The following is a 14,409-nucleotide window of genomic DNA, read 5'->3' as shown; positions in this document are numbered from 1 at the left end:
CCCACGGGCGAGATGATCCGCCGACTCCCTCGCGCCGACGCGCGGCACGCAGGACACTTGACACCAACGGCACACTCGACCAGGACTCAAGTCGCAGCGGACGCTCTCGGAGGGGGACGCACATGCGGGACGGCCATCGGGCGGAGGCCGAGCGGCTGTTGGTACGCGCGGTCGAGGAGGAGGTGCGGCGCTCCGGCGGCCGCGCCGACGCCAACGCGCTGCTGACACGCGGCCGGGCGGCACTCGACACGCTGGCGGCGAGCGCCGAGGAGGAGTACGGGGCGTACACCCGGGCGCTGGACGAGGCCGCGGCCGGGCAGCCGACGCTGGGCGACCGGTTCGCGCGGGAGAAGGCGGGCACGGCGTTCCTGGTGACCGGGGTCGCGGCCGTCGCCGCCGTCGTCGCGGACGCGGCGCTCGGGACGGGCGCGGGACCCGCGGTCGGCGCGGGGGCGGCCGTGGCCGTCGCCGGGGCCGCGACCACCGTCGTACGGGTGACCGCCGCGCACTGGCCCGCCGCCCACCGGCGCGCGGGCGAGCTCGGCCGGCCGGGCGGCGCCGAACAGCTGCGCCTGCAGTGGCTCACGGCCCTGGACGTCCGGGGCATCCGCCCGTTCCTGGACCAGCAGCGGATGACGGCCCCGGCGGTCCGTCCCGGCAAGAAGACCAGCGCCTCCGTGCCCACCCAGCTGCGCGGCACCGACAAGAGCGCCGCGGCCCGGCGCCGCTCGGTCCTGGAGCAGTCGTTCGGCCATCTGCCGGAGCCACAGGGGCCGTTCGCGGGGCGGCGCGCGGAACTCGGCAGGATCACCCAATGGGTGCAGTCCGCGCGCGCCGCCACCGAGACCCGCCCCACGGTCGTGGTGCTGCACGGCCCGGCGGGCGTGGGCCGCACGACGCTGGCCGTACGGGCGGCGCACCAGCTGCGCGACCAGTTCCGTGGCGCGTGCCTGGTGGATCTGCGGGGTGGCGCGCAGAAGCCGCTGCCCACCCGGGACGCGCTGCTGCACCTGCTCAACCGGCTGGGCGCGCCCCGCGAGCAACTGCTCTTCCGAGAGCGTTCCTCCGCCGACCAGCAGGTGCGCCGGCTCGCCGAGCTCTACCACCAGCATCTGACGGGCCTTCCGGTCACCGTGGTCCTGGACGACGCCCACGACGCCGAGCAGGTGCGCACCCTGGTGCCCGAGCGCTCCGACAGCCTGGTCCTGGTGACGGCCACGCACCCCCTCGAGCTGCCCGACGACTTCCCCGCGTGGGTGCACCAGCTGGCGGTGGAGCCGCTGGACGAGGCGGGCGCGGAGGAGCTGCTGCGCGCGTGCGCCCAAGAGGACTCCAAAGAGCCGTACGACGGTGAAGCCGCCGCGCTCGTACGGGAGTTGTGCGGCGGTCTGCCGCTCGCGCTGCGCATCGCGGGCTCCTCGCTCGGGCCCCGCGACGCGCGGGCGCTCGTGGCGGACCTCGGGGCGTACGGGCCGGTGGCGCCCGTCGAGCGGGCCCTGTGGCTGCGCTACACCGACCAGTCCGAGCAGCCCCGCAGACTGCTGCGGCGCCTGGCGCTCGCCGGGCGGGCCTCGCTGGGCGCGGCGGCCGCGGCGGCGCTGCTCGCCACGAGCGACGCGGAGGCGGGCCGGCTCCTCGCGGATCTGGCGCGGGCGGGCCTGATCGACCAGGTCCGCGCCGACCGCTACCGCCTGCACGACACCGTGCGGGCGTTCGCGCGGGCCCGGCTCCTGGACGAGGAGGAGGCCGCCGAGCGCACCGCCGCGCAGGGGCGGCTGATCCAGAACTACGCGGACCTCGCCGGCGCCGTGATCCGTATGGTCGACGGCAAACTCTCCACCCGCGCCGGACAGTTCGGCGGCCACGGCTTCACCTCGCTGGACGCGGCCCTGCGCTGGCTCGACGACGAGTCGAGCTTCATCACGGCCGCGCTGCGCGACGCGGAGGACGTCGACCAGCAGGCGGTGCTCAACCTGCTCGGCGCGCTGTGCGACTACTGCCTGCTGCGCGGCGACCTCTACCGCCTGGGCGAGATCAGCGAGCTCACCCAGGCCGTCGACCAGGGCCTCCTCGAGCGTTCCGTACGGTGGCGCACCGGCATCGCGGCCCGCCAGCTGGGCGAGCTCGACACCGCCCGCACCACGCTGACCTCGGTGGTCGGCCTCTACCGGGAGGCGCAGAACGACGCGGGCGCGGCGCTCGCGCTCGCCTCGCTCGGCATCACGCTGCACCACCAGGGAAACCTCACCGAGGCGGCGGCCCGGCTGCGCGAGGCGATCGAGCTCCAGTCCTCGCCCGAACAGGACGAGGACCGGGCGTGGTCGCTGCACGCGCTGGCGGCGGTCGAGCGCGACCGGGCGAACCTGGCGGACGCGCTGACCCTGCTGGACACGGCGCTGGCCCTGCACCGCGAGGGCGAGTCACTGCACGGCGAGGCGTGGACCCACTTCCAGCTGGGCCAGGTGTGCCTGCGGATGGGCGACGTGCCGCGCGCGGAGGACGAGCTGCGCACCGCGCTCGATCTGTACGGCCGCACCCGCGACGGCCGGGGCGAGGCCTGGGCGCTGACTCAGCTGGCCCGCGCCCGCCTCGTGGACGGCGACCCGAACCCGGCCGTCGACGGGCTGCGCCAGGCCCTGGCCCGCCACCGGGAGCAGGAGGACGCGCGCGGCGAGGCATGGACGCTGTACTACCTGGGCCAGGCCCTGGAGGAGCTCAGCGACCGCGACCAGGCGGTCCGCGAGCTGGAGCGCGCCCGCACGATGTTCTCGCGGATGCGGGACGTGTACGGCCTGGCCTGCGCCCGCCACCACTCCGGGCGGGTCACCCGGGACCAGCGCGCCGCCCAGACCGGCAACCTGCGCAACTCCGGCTTCGCCCGTCAGCTCCTGGTCGACGCCCGCGCCGACTTCCACCGCATCGGGGTCGCCCACGGCGAGGGCTGGACCTGTCTGGAGCTGGCCCTGATCGACGCGGGCAACAACCGCGCGCCCCAGGCGCTGCGGCTGTGCGACGAGGCGGTCGAGCTGTTCGACTCGTACGGGGACCGCAGGGGCGGCGACTGGGCCCGCTTCCTGCGCTGCACCCTGCTCCCGTACGCCTCGGCGGGCGGCTTCGAGATCGGCGTCGCGGTCGCCGAGGAGGAGCTGTCCCAGCTGATCCGCGCCCACCACGCCACCCGCGACAGCAAACTGGAGGACTGCGCGGAGGCGTACGCGCTCATGCTGGAGCGCGGCGTGGAACTGGAGGCCGGCTGGCAGGCCTGGCCCCTGGGCATGGTCCCGACCCGCCACTCCCGGGAGGTCATGGGGGTGCCGGTGGGGGCGGGGCGATAGCCCGCGCCCCGTCTGGCAGGGCCTGGCTATCAGGGCCAGGCCCTTCCCTAAGGGGCAGGGGGCTGTGACATTGTGCGGCTCCGCCGCGACGGGGGTCCCCCCTGTTCGAGCGAAGCCGAGAACTTGGGGGAGCGACCAGCCACAGCGGGCCCGCAGACGACTCCGCACCCCAGCGGGGCTACGCCTTCTTCGGCTCACCCTTGCCGGAGGCCGTCGCCGGGGCCGTCCCCGACTCGGGCGCCTCCTCGAAGTCGACCTTCCCCATGTGCCGGTTCATCGACTTCATCAGCAGCCACACCCCCACGGCCAGCGCCGCGAAGACGACGAAGCCGAGGACTCCGGGCGTCACCTTGTCGTTGTCGATCTCCTTGGCCAGCGGGACCAAGTGCGTCAGTGCCAGGCTTGCGCTCATATCAGGCATTCTCGCGTACGCCCGCGAAGAGGTCGTCCTCGGGGAGGGAAGTGTCCACGAGCGACTTCGCCAGCTCGTACTCCTCCGTCGGCCAGACCTCCTTCTGGATGTGCATCGGAACCCGGAACCAGCCGCCGTCGGGGTCGATCTGCGTGGCGTGCGCGATCAGCGCCTTGTCGCGGATCTCGAAGAACTCCCCGCACGGAACGTGCGTGGTCAGCGTGCGCTCGACGCGCTCGAACTCCTTCCAGCGCTCCAGCCACTCGCCGTACGGCGACTCCATGCCCCGGTCGAGCAGCGCGTGGTGCAGCGCCAGGGTGCGCGGCTTGTTGAAGCCCTGGTTGTAGTAGAGCTTCTGCGGCTGGTAGGCCGGGCCGAACTCGGACTCCGGGAACTTCTCGGTGTCACCCGCCCCGTCGAACGCCACCATGGAGATCTTGTGGGTCATGATGTGGTCGGGGTGCGGGTAGCCCCCGTTCTCGTCGTACGTGGTGATCACCTGCGGACGGAAGGCGCGGATCTTGCGGACCAGCTCGCCCGCCGCCTTGTCCACGTCCTCCAGGGCGAAGCAGCCCTCGGGCAGCGGCGGCAGCGGGTCGCCCTCCGGCAGCCCCGAGTCGACGAAGCCCAGCCACTCCTGCTTGACGCCGAGGATCTCGCGCGCCTCGTCCATCTCCTTCTTGCGCACCTCGTGGATGTGCTCCTCGACGTACTTGTCGCCCTGGAGTTTCGGGTTGAGGATGGAGCCGCGCTCGCCTCCCGTGCAGGTCACGACCAGCACGTCCACCCCCTCGGACACATACTTCGCCATGGTGGCCGCGCCCTTGCTCGACTCGTCGTCGGGGTGGGCGTGCACGGCCATCAGTCGCAGCTGCTCAGTCAAGACAAGATCCTCAAGTGATTCGGCGCCCTGGTGTTGCCCTCGGTCATCCGGCGCGATGGGCGGCTTCTATAGTGACCGAATCGGGGGGCGGAAAATTCCGGGCCCCCAGCAGCAGGAGGACGACCATGGCCGCGGCAAGCCAACCGCTTCCCGAGGGGCGCTACGGGCGCACCGCGGACCAGCGCGCCGACCGCAAGCTCAAGATCATCGGTTCGGTCCTCGGTGTCGCCCTGCTCGGTGTGGTCGGCTGGATCGGTTACGACTACGTGGGCGGCCAGTCCGTGTCGGCCGAGGTCATCAAGTTCAAGGTGGTCTCCGCCAAGGCCGTCGAGGTCCATCTGGAAGTCCGCAAGGACAAGGGCGAGACCGGTGTCTGCACCTTGCGCGCCCTGGAGACCGACGGCGACGAGGTGGGCCGCAAGGACGTCCGCTTCGAGCAGCGGCAGGGCCGCATCGACCAGGTGGTCACCGTCCAGACCACCTCGCGGGCGACCGCCGTCGACCTGGTCGGCTGCAAGTCCGTCTGAGGCGGTCAGTCTGAGGCGGTCAGTCTGAGGGGTCGGTCTGAGGGGTCGGTCTGAGGGGTCGGTCTGAGGCGGCCGGTCCGGTCCCGGCCGGGCAGGGCCCCAGCCGGGCAGGCCCGTCCGACCCGGCCGACACCGCGGCCATCAGGCCCGCGCTGACCTGCGCCGACGATGTCCCTATGGTTTTCGTCCTCCCCCTTCGCGCCTTGAATTGTTAGGCTCGTGGTTTCGCCCGCCCGAGAAGGCACATCCTTCTGGGTAGGGCGATGCGCTTGTATTCCCAGTACCGACGAGGAGCACCTGTGACCCAGACCAGCGACAACGTCACCTGGCTGACCCAGGAGGCGTACAACCAGCTCAAGGCCGAGCTGGAGTATCTGTCTGGTCCCGCGCGCACGGAGATCGCCGTAAAGATCGCGGCGGCCCGTGAGGAGGGTGACCTCCGGGAGAACGGCGGGTACCACGCGGCCAAGGAGGAGCAGGGCAAGATGGAGCTCCGGGTCCGCCAGCTGACCCAGCTCCTTGAGCACGCCAAGGTGGGCGAGGCGCCCGCCGCGGACGGCGTGGTGGCCCCGGGCATGCTCGTCACCATCGCCTTCGACGGCGACGAGGACGACACCCTGGAGTTCCTGCTCGCCTCGCGCGAGTACGCGTCGACGGAGATCGAGACGTACTCGCCGCAGTCCCCGCTCGGCTCCGGTGTGAACGGCAAGAAGATCGGCGAGGACGCCGAGTACGAACTGCCGAACGGCAAGAAGGCCTCGGTGAAGATCCTCGCGGCCACGCCGTACACGGGCTGAGCCCCGTTCCGTAAGCAGCTGAAGCGGTAGTACGTACGCGAAGCCCCCGGCGGCCCTGAGAAGGGCGGCCGGGGGCTTCGCCGTGTTCGCCGTATCCGCGGTGTTCGCCGTGTGTGTCAGGCCGTCGCGTGTCAGGCCGTGCCTGTCAGGCCGTCGCCGAGCGGTACTTGCGTACCGCCAGGGTCCGGAACACCACGATGATCAGCAGCGACCAGAGCAGCGAGGCGATCACCGGGTGCTGCATCGGCCACGCGTTGGACGGCACCACGCCCGGGTTGCCGAAGAGGTCCCGGCAGGCCTGGACGGTGGCGCTGAACGGGTTCCACTCGGCGACGTGCCGCAGCCACGGCGTCATCCCGGAGGTGGCGACGAACGCGTTGGACACGAACGTCACCGGGAAGAGCCAGATCAGCCCGCCGGAGGTGGCCGCCTCGGGCGTACGGACCGTGAGGCCGATCAGGGCGCCGATCCAGGAGAACGCGTACCCGAGCAGGAGCAGCAGCGCGAACGCGCCGAGCGCCTTCGGGATGCCGTGGTGGACGCGCCAGCCGACCAGCAGGCCGACGGCGGCGAGCACCACCACGGTCAGCGCCGTCTGCACCAGGTCGGCCAGCGTGCGGCCGGTGAGAACGGCGCCCCGGGCCATCGGCAGCGACCGGAACCGGTCGATGAGCCCCTTGTGCATGTCGTCCGCGATGCCCGCGCCGGCGCCGGCCGTGGCGAAGGTGACGGTCTGCGCGAAGATGCCCGCCATCAGGAACTCGCGGTAGTCGCCGGGGTTCGTGGATCCGCCGATGTTGACCGAGCCGCCGAACACGTAGCTGAACAGCACCACGAACATGATCGGCTGGATGAGCCCGAAGATGATCATCTCGGGGATGCGCATCATCCGGATCAGATTGCGCTTGGCCACGACCAGCGAGTCGTTGACCGACTGGACGATGCCGCCGCGCGGCTTCGGGGCTGTGAGGTGCGGGGTTTCGACAACGGCGGTCACTTGGAGGCCTCCTTCTCGTCCTCGTCCTTCTGCTCGGCCACATGGCCGGTGAGGGAGATGAAGACGTCGTCGAGGGTCGGGCGGCGCAGCCCGATGTCGTCGATCTCCACTCCGCGGTTGTCGAGCTCGCGGATGACCTCGGCGAGCAGCTTGGCGCCGCCGGTCACCGGCACGGTGAGCTTGCGGGTGTGCTCGGCGACGGCTACCTCGCCCTTGCCGAACCCGGCGAGCACCGCGCGGGCGGGCTCGATCTCCTCGTGCTGGTGCACCACGACCTCGACGCGCTCGCCGCCGGTGCGGGCCTTGAGCTGGTCGGCGGTGCCGCGCTCGATCACCCGGCCGTGGTCGACCACGCAGATGTCGTGCGCGAGGTGGTCGGCCTCCTCCAGATACTGCGTGGTGAGCAGCAGGGTGGTGCCGCCCGCGACGAGCTCCTGGATGACCTCCCACAACTGCTGGCGGTTGCGCGGGTCGAGGCCGGTCGTCGGCTCGTCCATGAACATCACGGGCGGCGACACGACCAGGGCGGCGGCCAGGTCGAGCCGGCGGCGCATACCGCCCGAGTACGTCTTGGCGGGGCGGTCGGCCGCGTCGGCGAGGTTGAACTTGTCGAGCAGCTCGCCCGCCCTGGCCTTCGCCTCCTTGGCCTTCATCTGGTAGAGCTGGCCGACCATTTGGAGGTTCTCACGGCCGGTCAGATACTCGTCGACCGCCGCGAACTGACCGGAGAGCCCGATCGCGCGGCGCACCTCGTTGGGATGCTTGAGCACGTCGATGCCCGCGACCGTGGCCCTGCCGCTGTCGGGCTGGAGCAGGGTGGTCAGGACGCGGACGGTGGTGGTCTTGCCGGCGCCGTTGGGGCCGAGCAGGCCCAGAACCGTGCCCTCGGGGACATCGAGGTCCACGCCGTCCAGAGCCTTTACGTCGCCGAACGTCTTCACCAGGCCTTCGGCATAGATGGCGCCTGGCATGTTGGGTACCCCCAGAGTTGGGTCGTTTCGTACACAAATCCTAAATTTGCCGGGTATGTGATGCCCGGTGGAGCTGTGGCGCGGAACAGAGGCTAACGCGATGTATCGCGTTTACTCAAGGGATTTAACGACTTCGGCGGCGCGGGCGCGCGGGCGTCAGGAAATGACCTGGTACCCCTCTTCCCGCAGCGCAGCCCCGACCTCCAGGCAGTGCTGCGGCCCCTTCGTCTCCAGGTGCAACTCCACCTCCACTTCGGTGAGTCCGAGCCGCGGATCGGTGCGTACGTGGCTCACATCAAGGACGTTAGCGTCGACCACTGACAATGACCTGAGAAGAGCCGCGAGCGCCCCCGGCCGGTCCGGCAGGCGCAGCCGCAGGCTCAGATAGCGCCCGGCGGCCGCCATCCCGTGCCGCAGGATCCGCTGGAGCAGCACCGGGTCCACGTTGCCGCCCGACAGGACCGCCACCACCGGCCCCCGGAACGCCCCGGGGTCGCTCAGCAGCGCCGCCACCGGACTCGCCCCCGCGGGCTCCACGACCAGCTTGGCCCGCTCCATGCAGAGCAGCAGCGCACTGGAGAGCTCGTCCTCCGTCACCGTACGGACCTCGTCCACCAACTCCCTGATCAGGGCGAACGGCACGTCCCCGGGCCGCCCCACCTTGATCCCGTCGGCCATCGTCGGGGCCGGGTCGATCGCCACCGGATGTCCGGCGGCCAGCGAGGGCGGGTACGCGGCAGAAGCCGCCGCCTGCACGCCGATCACCTTCACATCGGGGCGGACCGCCTTCACCGCGACCGCGATGCCCGCCGCCAGTCCCCCGCCGCCGACCCCGACGACGATGGTGCGCACCTCCGGGCACTGCTCCAGGATCTCCAGGCCGACCGTGCCCTGGCCCGCGATGATGTCCGGGTGGTCGAAGGGGTGGATGAAGATGGCGCCCGTCTCGCGCGCGTAGGCCTCGGCCGCCGCCAGCGTCTCGTCGACGACCGTGCCGTGCAGGACGACCTCCGCCCCGTACTCCCGGGTCGCGGCGACCTTCGGCAGGGGCGCGCCGACCGGCATGAACACCGTGGAGCGCACGCCCAGGAGCGAGGAGGCAAGCGCCACGCCCTGCGCGTGGTTGCCCGCGCTGGCCGCCACCACCCCGGCCGCCCGCTCCTCGGGACGCAGCCCCGCGATCCGTACGTAGGCGCCTCTGAGCTTGAAGGACCCGGTGCGCTGGAGGTTCTCGCACTTGAGGTGGACCGGGGCACCGACCAGCTGCGTCAGATGCCGGGAGCCCTCCATCGCGGTCATCCTGGCGACCCCCGCGAGCATCTTCTGCGCGCCGCGGACGTCGTCGAGGATCAGGGGATGCCAGGGGTCAGGCGTACTGAAGCTCATGACCGCAAGTCTCGCAGCTCATGGGCCCGGCGGCCGCTCCGCGCCGGATCCTCCGGGCAGTTGTCCACAGCTTTGCGCAGGGCCGGTACGCGTACCGGCCCGGCCGCGTACTCTGTCCCCCACCACACCGACCGCCGCACGAGAGAGCCCCGGCCATGCCCACTACTCAGGACATGACTTCCCATCTCGACCCAGGTCTCCTCGATGCCCTCCAGCACCAGGTGGCCATCTTCGCGCGCCGCGCGGAGCAGACCCGTCTCGGCGGCGTCGGCCAGGTCCGCAACTCCATGGACCGCGCGGCGTACTTGCTGCTCAACAGGCTCGACCAGGAAGGCCCGATGGGCGTCAAGGCGCTCGCCGCCGGCATGGGCATCGACTCGTCCACGGTCACCCGCCAGGTCGCCCCGCTCGTCGACACGGGCCTGGTGAAAAGGACCTCGCACCCGGAGGACGGCCGCGCGGTCGTGCTCCAGCTGTCCCCGCGCGGCCAGACCCGCCTCGAAGAGGTGCGCTCCTCGCGCCGCGAGCTCATGGCACAGGTGACCGACGGCTGGAGCGAGCAGGAACGGGAGTCCTTCTGCACCCTCCTGACCCGCTTCAACTCAGCTCTCTCGGCCCGGCAGTCGGCCTCCCAGGACCCGGCGGCGCCGACCTCTTGACCTGCCGCGCGCACGGGCTTCATATGAGGCCATGCGCGAGCGGCAGTCGGAACGGCAGCGCCGCAGCGCCCGCGAGTTCGAGGCGTTCGTGGCGGGCGCGGGGGGCCGGCTGCTCCATGCCGCCACCCTGCTCACCGGCGAGCCTCCCGAGCACAACGAGCGGGCCCGTCGCCTGCTGACCGCAGCCCTGGCACGGACCTACGCGCGCTGGAACCCCGAGCGCGGCGAGGACCCGTACGACCGCACCCGCCAGGAGCTGGCCGCCCGGTTCGCGAGCACCGCCTGGCGCCACCACCGCCACCGCGAGCGGGCGACGGGCGTACTGGCCCGGCTCACCCCGCAGGAGCGGCTCGTCCTGGTCCTGCGGCTGTACGAGGGCGTCGCCGAGGAACAGGTCGCCGCGCTGATCGGCCTGCCGTCCGAGCGCGTCCGGGTGATCTGCACGCGCGCGATCGCGACGATGCGCAGCGCCCGGGCGGCACCCCGGCAGGCGCGTCCGCGGCCGACGGCGGAGGGGGTGTCATGAGCGTGGACGGGGTCTCATGAGCGTGGAGGGGGTGTCATGAGCCTGCCCGACCGCAAGGAGGCGGAGGTCCGCCGCCTCCTAGAGGGCCCGCACCCCCCGGTACCGGCCGAACTCGCCACGCGCGCGTACGAGTTGGGCCTGCGGCTGCTGCGCCGTCGCCGGGCCGCTCGGCGGCTGATGTGGCTGGTGATCGTGACGGCGGCGGTGGTCTTCGCGGTGTGGGCGTCGCGCGTGCATCCGTGGGTGGCGCCGCCGTCGACGGTGGCGCCACCGGTGGAGGGGTTCTGAGGGGTCCCGGGGCACCCGGGACCCCTACGGGGTCTGCCGCGACCGTCAGCCCAGCGCCTGCTGGAGGTCGGCCAGCAGGTCGTCCGCGTTCTCGATGCCGACCGACAGACGCACCAGGTCACCCGGCACCTCCAGGGCGGACCCGGCGACACTGGCGTGCGTCATCCGGCCCGGGTGCTCGATCAGCGACTCGACGCCGCCGAGCGACTCACCGAGCGTGAAGACCTTGGTGCGGGCGCACAGGTCCACCGCCTCCTGCTCGCCGCCGGTGACCCGGAAGGAGATCATGCCGCCGAAGGCCCGCATCTGCTTGGCCGCGACCTCGTGGCCGGGGTGCTCGGGCAGCCCCGGGTAGAGGACCTGCGACACCTTGGGGTGGCGGGTCAGCATCTCCGCGATCTTCCCGGCGTTCTCGCTGTGCCGGTCCATGCGCACGGCCAGCGTCTTGATGCCGCGCAGCACCAGCCAGGAGTCGAACGGCCCGGCGACGGCGCCCATGGCGTTCTGGTGGTACGCCAACTCCTCGCCCAACTCGCGGGAGTTGGTGACCAGCGCACCGCCGACGACGTCCGAGTGCCCGCCCATGTACTTGGTCAGCGAGTGCACGACGACATCCGCGCCGAGCGCGAGCGGCTGCTGGAGGTAGGGGCTGGCGAAGGTGTTGTCGACGACCAGCTTGGCCCCGGCGTCCTTGGCGACCGCCGCGACGGCCGCGATGTCGGTGATGCCGAGCAGCGGGTTCGAGGGCGTCTCGACCCAGATGGCCTTCGTACGGTCGGTGACCGCGGCCCGTACCGACGCCGGGTCGGAGGTGTCGGCGACCGACCACTCCACGCCCCACCGGGAGACGACCTTGGCGAAGAGGCGGAACGTACCGCCGTACGCGTCGTTGGGGATGACCACGTGGTCGCCGGGGGCCAGCAGCGTACGCAGCAGGCAGTCCTCGGCGGCGAGGCCGGAGGCGAAGGCGAGCCCGCGCACACCACCCTCCAGGGCCGCCAGGTTCTCTTCGAGGGCGGTGCGGGTCGGGTTGGCGCTGCGGCTGTACTCGTAGCCGCCGCGCAGCCCGCCGACGCCGTCCTGCTTATATGTGGAGACCTGGTAGATCGGGGGTACGACCGCGCCGGTCAGCGGATCCGCGGTGTTACCGGCGTGGATCGCGATGGTCTCGAAGCTCTTGTCGAGGTGCTCGTGGCTCATGGTCCAGAGCCTAGTTCGCCGGTGGCGGGGTGGGGCGCGCTCGCCGTTTCCTGAGATCCGGGTCGCCGCCAGGTGAGACCGGGGTTCCCGGGGCGGGGCCCGGGGCGGGGCCCGGGGCGGGTGGCTTCCGGGCCCGGGCCGGTGGTTGCCGTCGGCCCCGGGCCCCGGCCGGCGGCTGCCGGGTTGGCCAGATGTCAGTGGGGTCTGGTTCGCTTGAGGCATGGAGATTCTCTGGATCCTGATCGCCGCGTGCATGCTGACGATGGCCCTGGGGCCGTGGGCGATGCGGCGGCGCCGGGCCGGCATCCAGCTGGCCGAGCCGGGCGCGCCCGACGCCGCGGACCCGGCGGAGTACGGCTTCGCGCGCCAGGAGGAGCTGGACGTACGGCTGCCGGGCCCGGACCAGGACCTCCTGGACGTACTGGACGTGGTGCAGGCCACCCAGGAATGGCGGGCGGCGGCGCAGCTGCTCGCGGGCACGCCCAAGGAGGGCGAGCTGCGCTGGCAGCGCGTCCAGGCCTTCGCGGGCGCGGCCTCGCTGGAGCTGGCGCAGCGCCCCGGCGTCGGCGGCGCGTGGCTGCGCAAGTGGCGCTCGGAGGCCCCGAAGGACGCGGGCGCGGCGCAGGTGCACGCGGAGTTCCTGGTCCAGCAGGCGTGGCGCTCGTCGTCGGCCGGGCAGGACGACTTCCGCATCATCCTGGAGGAGGCGCGCGCGGTCTGCGCGGAGGCGGCGCTGCTGGCTCCGGGCGACCCGATCCCGCACATAGTGGAACTGGCGGTGGCACGCGGACTGGCGTACTCCCACACCGACTTCGAGCAACTCTGGGCGAAGGTGATCGACCGCGCCCCGAACCACATGGGGGCGCACCTGTCGGCCCTCCACTACTGGTGCGAGAAGTGGCACGGTTCGCGCGCGCTGGCGGACGAGTTCGCGACGTCGGCGGCGGCGCGGGCGCCGCAGGGGTCGCTGCTGGCCGCGCTGCCGCTGTTCGCGGTGTACGAGCACCTGCCCGACATCGTCCTGGTCCAGGACTTCCACCGCACGATGGTGGTGAGCCGCGCCCTGGAGGGCGCCCTGCACGCGGTCCACTCGGCCCGCCCCGACGACCCGGTCCTGGCGCACGTCCGCCATCTGCTGGCGTTCTTCCTGGTCGGCGCGGAGCGCTGGTCGGAGTCGATGGACCAGTTCGTGCGCCTGGACGGCTTCGTGGGCGCCCTGCCGTGGACGCTCTCCGAGGACCCGGCGGCGCAGTACGCGCTGTACCGCGCGCTGGCGGTGGCGGGGTACGAGGCGAACGGGGGGAGCCCGGCGACGCTGCCGCGCTGAGGGGGGGCTTGCCGGGGCAGGGGCCCGGGCGTCGGTGGTGGGGGATCCCCTGGGGGCTGGGGTCCCACACCCCTCCGGAACGAGGCGGGGAATCCCCCACCACCCCCAAACGTTGAACGGACTGCACCAGACTCCCTCCCCGGCCGAGGAGCCCCCGCGATGTTCCTGAACAGCCGCACGCCCGTCCTCCCCCAGCCCGAGGAGGCCCTCAAGGGCCGCCCCGAGCCGGAATTCACCGTCCCCGACCGCCACACGGTCCTGGGCAACCCGCTGCTGGGCCCCTACCCCGAGGGCCTGGAGGTGGCGGACTTCGGCCTGGGCTGCTTCTGGGGCGCCGAGCGCAAGTTCTGGCAGACGGAGGGCGTGTGGACGACCCTGGTCGGCTACCAGGGCGGTTACACGCAGAACCCGACGTACGACGAGGTCTGCTCGGGCCTGACGGGCCACACGGAAGCGGTCCGCGTGGTCTACGACCCGTCGGTCGTCTCGTACGCCACCCTCCTGAAGCTCTTCTGGGAATCCCACAACCCCACGCAGGGCTTCCGCCAGGGCAACGACGTGGGCACCCAGTACCGCTCCGCGATCTACACCCACTCCGAGGCCCAGTCGGCAGCGGCCACCGCGTCCCGCGAGTCCTACCAGAAGGTCCTGACGGCCTCGGGCCACGGCGAGATCACCACGACGATCCTCCCGGCGGAGGGGCGCACCTTCTACCCGGCCGAGGGGTATCACCAGCAGTACCTCGACAAGAACCCGGGCGGGTATTGCGGGATCGGGGGGACGGGGGTTTCCTGCCCGATCGGGGTGGCGCGGGCGGAGGGCTGACGCCGGGCCGCCTTTCCCGTTGTGGAAAGCGGCGGTGGTTGACCTCGGCGGGCCCGCATCAGGAGCATCGAATCCTGCGGTCGTACTCAACGCGTGGGGGCAAGATGCTGCGGAAGCTGTCGGCTACACGGACGCGGGCGCGTTCGTCGGCGCGGAGCTGTTGCCGCCGCACCGGCTGCCCGAGTACCGCGCCTACCGGGACACCGCGCAGGCACACGCCGTCCCCTTCTCGGAGTACTGGGAGCGCCGCCGCTGACAGCAGACGGATCCATCGGC

15 protein-coding genes are annotated in these 14,409 nt (G+C 72.0%); 9 read left to right on the top strand and 6 right to left on the bottom strand.

Annotation, left to right across the window (positions count from 1 at the left end; genetic code table 11):
* Positions 1–122 precede the first annotated feature (122 nt).
* The gene (locus AB0G17_RS21720) at positions 123–3,335 is read left to right on the top strand and encodes a tetratricopeptide repeat protein (RefSeq protein ID WP_361385052.1); all 3,213 of its coding nucleotides are present in this window, start codon (positions 123–125) and stop codon (positions 3,333–3,335) included.
* A gap of 178 nt (positions 3,336–3,513) precedes the next feature.
* Here AB0G17_RS21720 and AB0G17_RS21715 read toward each other — a convergent pair whose 3' ends face one another.
* Both AB0G17_RS21715 and mca read right to left on the bottom strand, forming a co-directional pair.
* Positions 3,514–3,756, bottom strand: coding sequence for a hypothetical protein (locus AB0G17_RS21715; RefSeq protein ID WP_361385049.1), 243 nt, complete (start codon positions 3,754–3,756; stop codon positions 3,514–3,516).
* Positions 3,749–4,630: a mycothiol conjugate amidase Mca gene (mca, locus tag AB0G17_RS21710; RefSeq protein WP_361385046.1), complete on the bottom strand. Its 882-nt coding sequence runs from the start codon at positions 4,628–4,630 to the stop codon at positions 3,749–3,751. Before mca ends, AB0G17_RS21715 begins: the two co-directional genes overlap by 8 nt.
* 125 nt (positions 4,631–4,755) lie before the next feature.
* On the opposite strand from mca, the gene AB0G17_RS21705 reads away from it, so the two are divergent.
* Positions 4,756–5,157, top strand: coding sequence for a DUF4307 domain-containing protein (locus AB0G17_RS21705; protein ID WP_361385043.1), 402 nt, complete (start codon positions 4,756–4,758; stop codon positions 5,155–5,157).
* Positions 5,158–5,456: 299 nt separating this feature from the next.
* Positions 5,457–5,954, top strand: coding sequence for a transcription elongation factor GreA (gene greA / locus AB0G17_RS21700; protein WP_361385040.1), 498 nt, complete (start codon positions 5,457–5,459; stop codon positions 5,952–5,954).
* Positions 5,955–6,099: 145 nt separating this feature from the next.
* Here greA and AB0G17_RS21695 read toward each other — a convergent pair whose 3' ends face one another.
* The 3 genes from AB0G17_RS21695 to ilvA form a co-directional block, all read right to left on the bottom strand.
* Complete coding sequence (locus AB0G17_RS21695; RefSeq protein WP_361385037.1) at positions 6,100–6,951, bottom strand: ABC transporter permease; 852 nt, start codon at positions 6,949–6,951, stop codon at positions 6,100–6,102.
* Complete coding sequence (locus tag AB0G17_RS21690; protein ID WP_361385034.1) at positions 6,948–7,922, bottom strand: ATP-binding cassette domain-containing protein; 975 nt, start codon at positions 7,920–7,922, stop codon at positions 6,948–6,950. Before AB0G17_RS21690 ends, AB0G17_RS21695 begins: the two co-directional genes overlap by 4 nt.
* Positions 7,923–8,078: 156 nt before the next feature.
* Positions 8,079–9,308: a threonine ammonia-lyase gene (ilvA, locus tag AB0G17_RS21685; protein WP_361385031.1), complete on the bottom strand. Its 1,230-nt coding sequence runs from the start codon at positions 9,306–9,308 to the stop codon at positions 8,079–8,081.
* 155 nt (positions 9,309–9,463) lie between these two features.
* Between ilvA and AB0G17_RS21680 the strand changes: the two genes are divergently transcribed.
* Genes AB0G17_RS21680 through AB0G17_RS21670 form a run of 3 tightly spaced genes read left to right on the top strand, consistent with a single transcriptional unit; the run spans position 9,464 to position 10,781 of the window.
* Entirely contained in the window at positions 9,464–9,967 is a 504-nt protein-coding gene (locus AB0G17_RS21680; protein ID WP_361385028.1) for a MarR family transcriptional regulator, read from the top strand.
* A gap of 31 nt (positions 9,968–9,998) precedes the next feature.
* Positions 9,999–10,493, top strand: coding sequence for a sigma factor-like helix-turn-helix DNA-binding protein (locus AB0G17_RS21675; protein WP_361385025.1), 495 nt, complete (start codon positions 9,999–10,001; stop codon positions 10,491–10,493).
* Between the two features lie 36 nt (positions 10,494–10,529).
* Positions 10,530–10,781 carry a hypothetical protein gene (locus AB0G17_RS21670; protein ID WP_361385022.1) on the top strand — a complete coding sequence of 84 codons (252 nt, stop codon included), beginning with the start codon at positions 10,530–10,532 and terminating at the stop codon, positions 10,779–10,781.
* Between the two features lie 45 nt (positions 10,782–10,826).
* Here the strand turns inward: AB0G17_RS21670 and AB0G17_RS21665 are convergent, their stop codons facing one another.
* The gene (locus AB0G17_RS21665; RefSeq protein WP_361385019.1) at positions 10,827–11,981 is read right to left on the bottom strand and encodes a cystathionine gamma-synthase; all 1,155 of its coding nucleotides are present in this window, start codon (positions 11,979–11,981) and stop codon (positions 10,827–10,829) included.
* A 220-nt stretch (positions 11,982–12,201) separates the two neighbouring features.
* Here AB0G17_RS21665 and AB0G17_RS21660 point away from each other — a divergent pair, with 220 nt between their 5' ends.
* The 3 genes from AB0G17_RS21660 to AB0G17_RS21650 all read left to right on the top strand — a co-directional run bounded on the left by AB0G17_RS21660 (position 12,202) and on the right by AB0G17_RS21650 (position 14,389).
* Positions 12,202–13,308: a hypothetical protein gene (locus AB0G17_RS21660; RefSeq protein ID WP_361385016.1), complete on the top strand. Its 1,107-nt coding sequence runs from the start codon at positions 12,202–12,204 to the stop codon at positions 13,306–13,308.
* Positions 13,309–13,467: 159 nt separating this feature from the next.
* Positions 13,468–14,133, top strand: a complete 666-nt coding sequence (msrA, locus tag AB0G17_RS21655) for a peptide-methionine (S)-S-oxide reductase MsrA (protein ID WP_361385013.1) — start codon at positions 13,468–13,470, stop codon at positions 14,131–14,133.
* A gap of 34 nt (positions 14,134–14,167) precedes the next feature.
* Positions 14,168–14,389, top strand: coding sequence for a hypothetical protein (locus tag AB0G17_RS21650; RefSeq protein ID WP_361385010.1), 222 nt, complete (start codon positions 14,168–14,170; stop codon positions 14,387–14,389).
* The last annotated feature ends 20 nt before the right edge of the window (positions 14,390–14,409 follow it).

This window comes from Streptomyces sp. NPDC023838 (genome assembly GCF_040639555.1).
GTDB lineage: Bacteria > Actinomycetota > Actinomycetes > Streptomycetales > Streptomycetaceae > Streptomyces.
Note: the sequence above shows the minus strand (reverse complement) of the source record. Positions and strands in the feature narration are given on the sequence as shown.

Coding starts and splice junctions, on each gene's coding strand:
- AB0G17_RS21720 (WP_361385052.1), top strand. CDS start 123: ATGCGGGACGGCCATCGGGCGGAGGCCGAGCGGCTGTTGGTACGCGCG.
- AB0G17_RS21715 (WP_361385049.1), bottom strand. CDS start 3,756: ATGCCTGATATGAGCGCAAGCCTGGCACTGACGCACTTGGTCCCGCTG.
- AB0G17_RS21705 (WP_361385043.1), top strand. CDS start 4,756: ATGGCCGCGGCAAGCCAACCGCTTCCCGAGGGGCGCTACGGGCGCACC.
- AB0G17_RS21690 (WP_361385034.1), bottom strand. CDS start 7,922: ATGCCAGGCGCCATCTATGCCGAAGGCCTGGTGAAGACGTTCGGCGAC.
- ilvA (WP_361385031.1), bottom strand. CDS start 9,308: ATGAGCTTCAGTACGCCTGACCCCTGGCATCCCCTGATCCTCGACGAC.
- AB0G17_RS21680 (WP_361385028.1), top strand. CDS start 9,464: ATGCCCACTACTCAGGACATGACTTCCCATCTCGACCCAGGTCTCCTC.
- AB0G17_RS21675 (WP_361385025.1), top strand. CDS start 9,999: ATGCGCGAGCGGCAGTCGGAACGGCAGCGCCGCAGCGCCCGCGAGTTC.
- AB0G17_RS21670 (WP_361385022.1), top strand. CDS start 10,530: ATGAGCCTGCCCGACCGCAAGGAGGCGGAGGTCCGCCGCCTCCTAGAG.
- AB0G17_RS21665 (WP_361385019.1), bottom strand. CDS start 11,981: ATGAGCCACGAGCACCTCGACAAGAGCTTCGAGACCATCGCGATCCAC.
- AB0G17_RS21660 (WP_361385016.1), top strand. CDS start 12,202: ATGGAGATTCTCTGGATCCTGATCGCCGCGTGCATGCTGACGATGGCC.
- msrA (WP_361385013.1), top strand. CDS start 13,468: ATGTTCCTGAACAGCCGCACGCCCGTCCTCCCCCAGCCCGAGGAGGCC.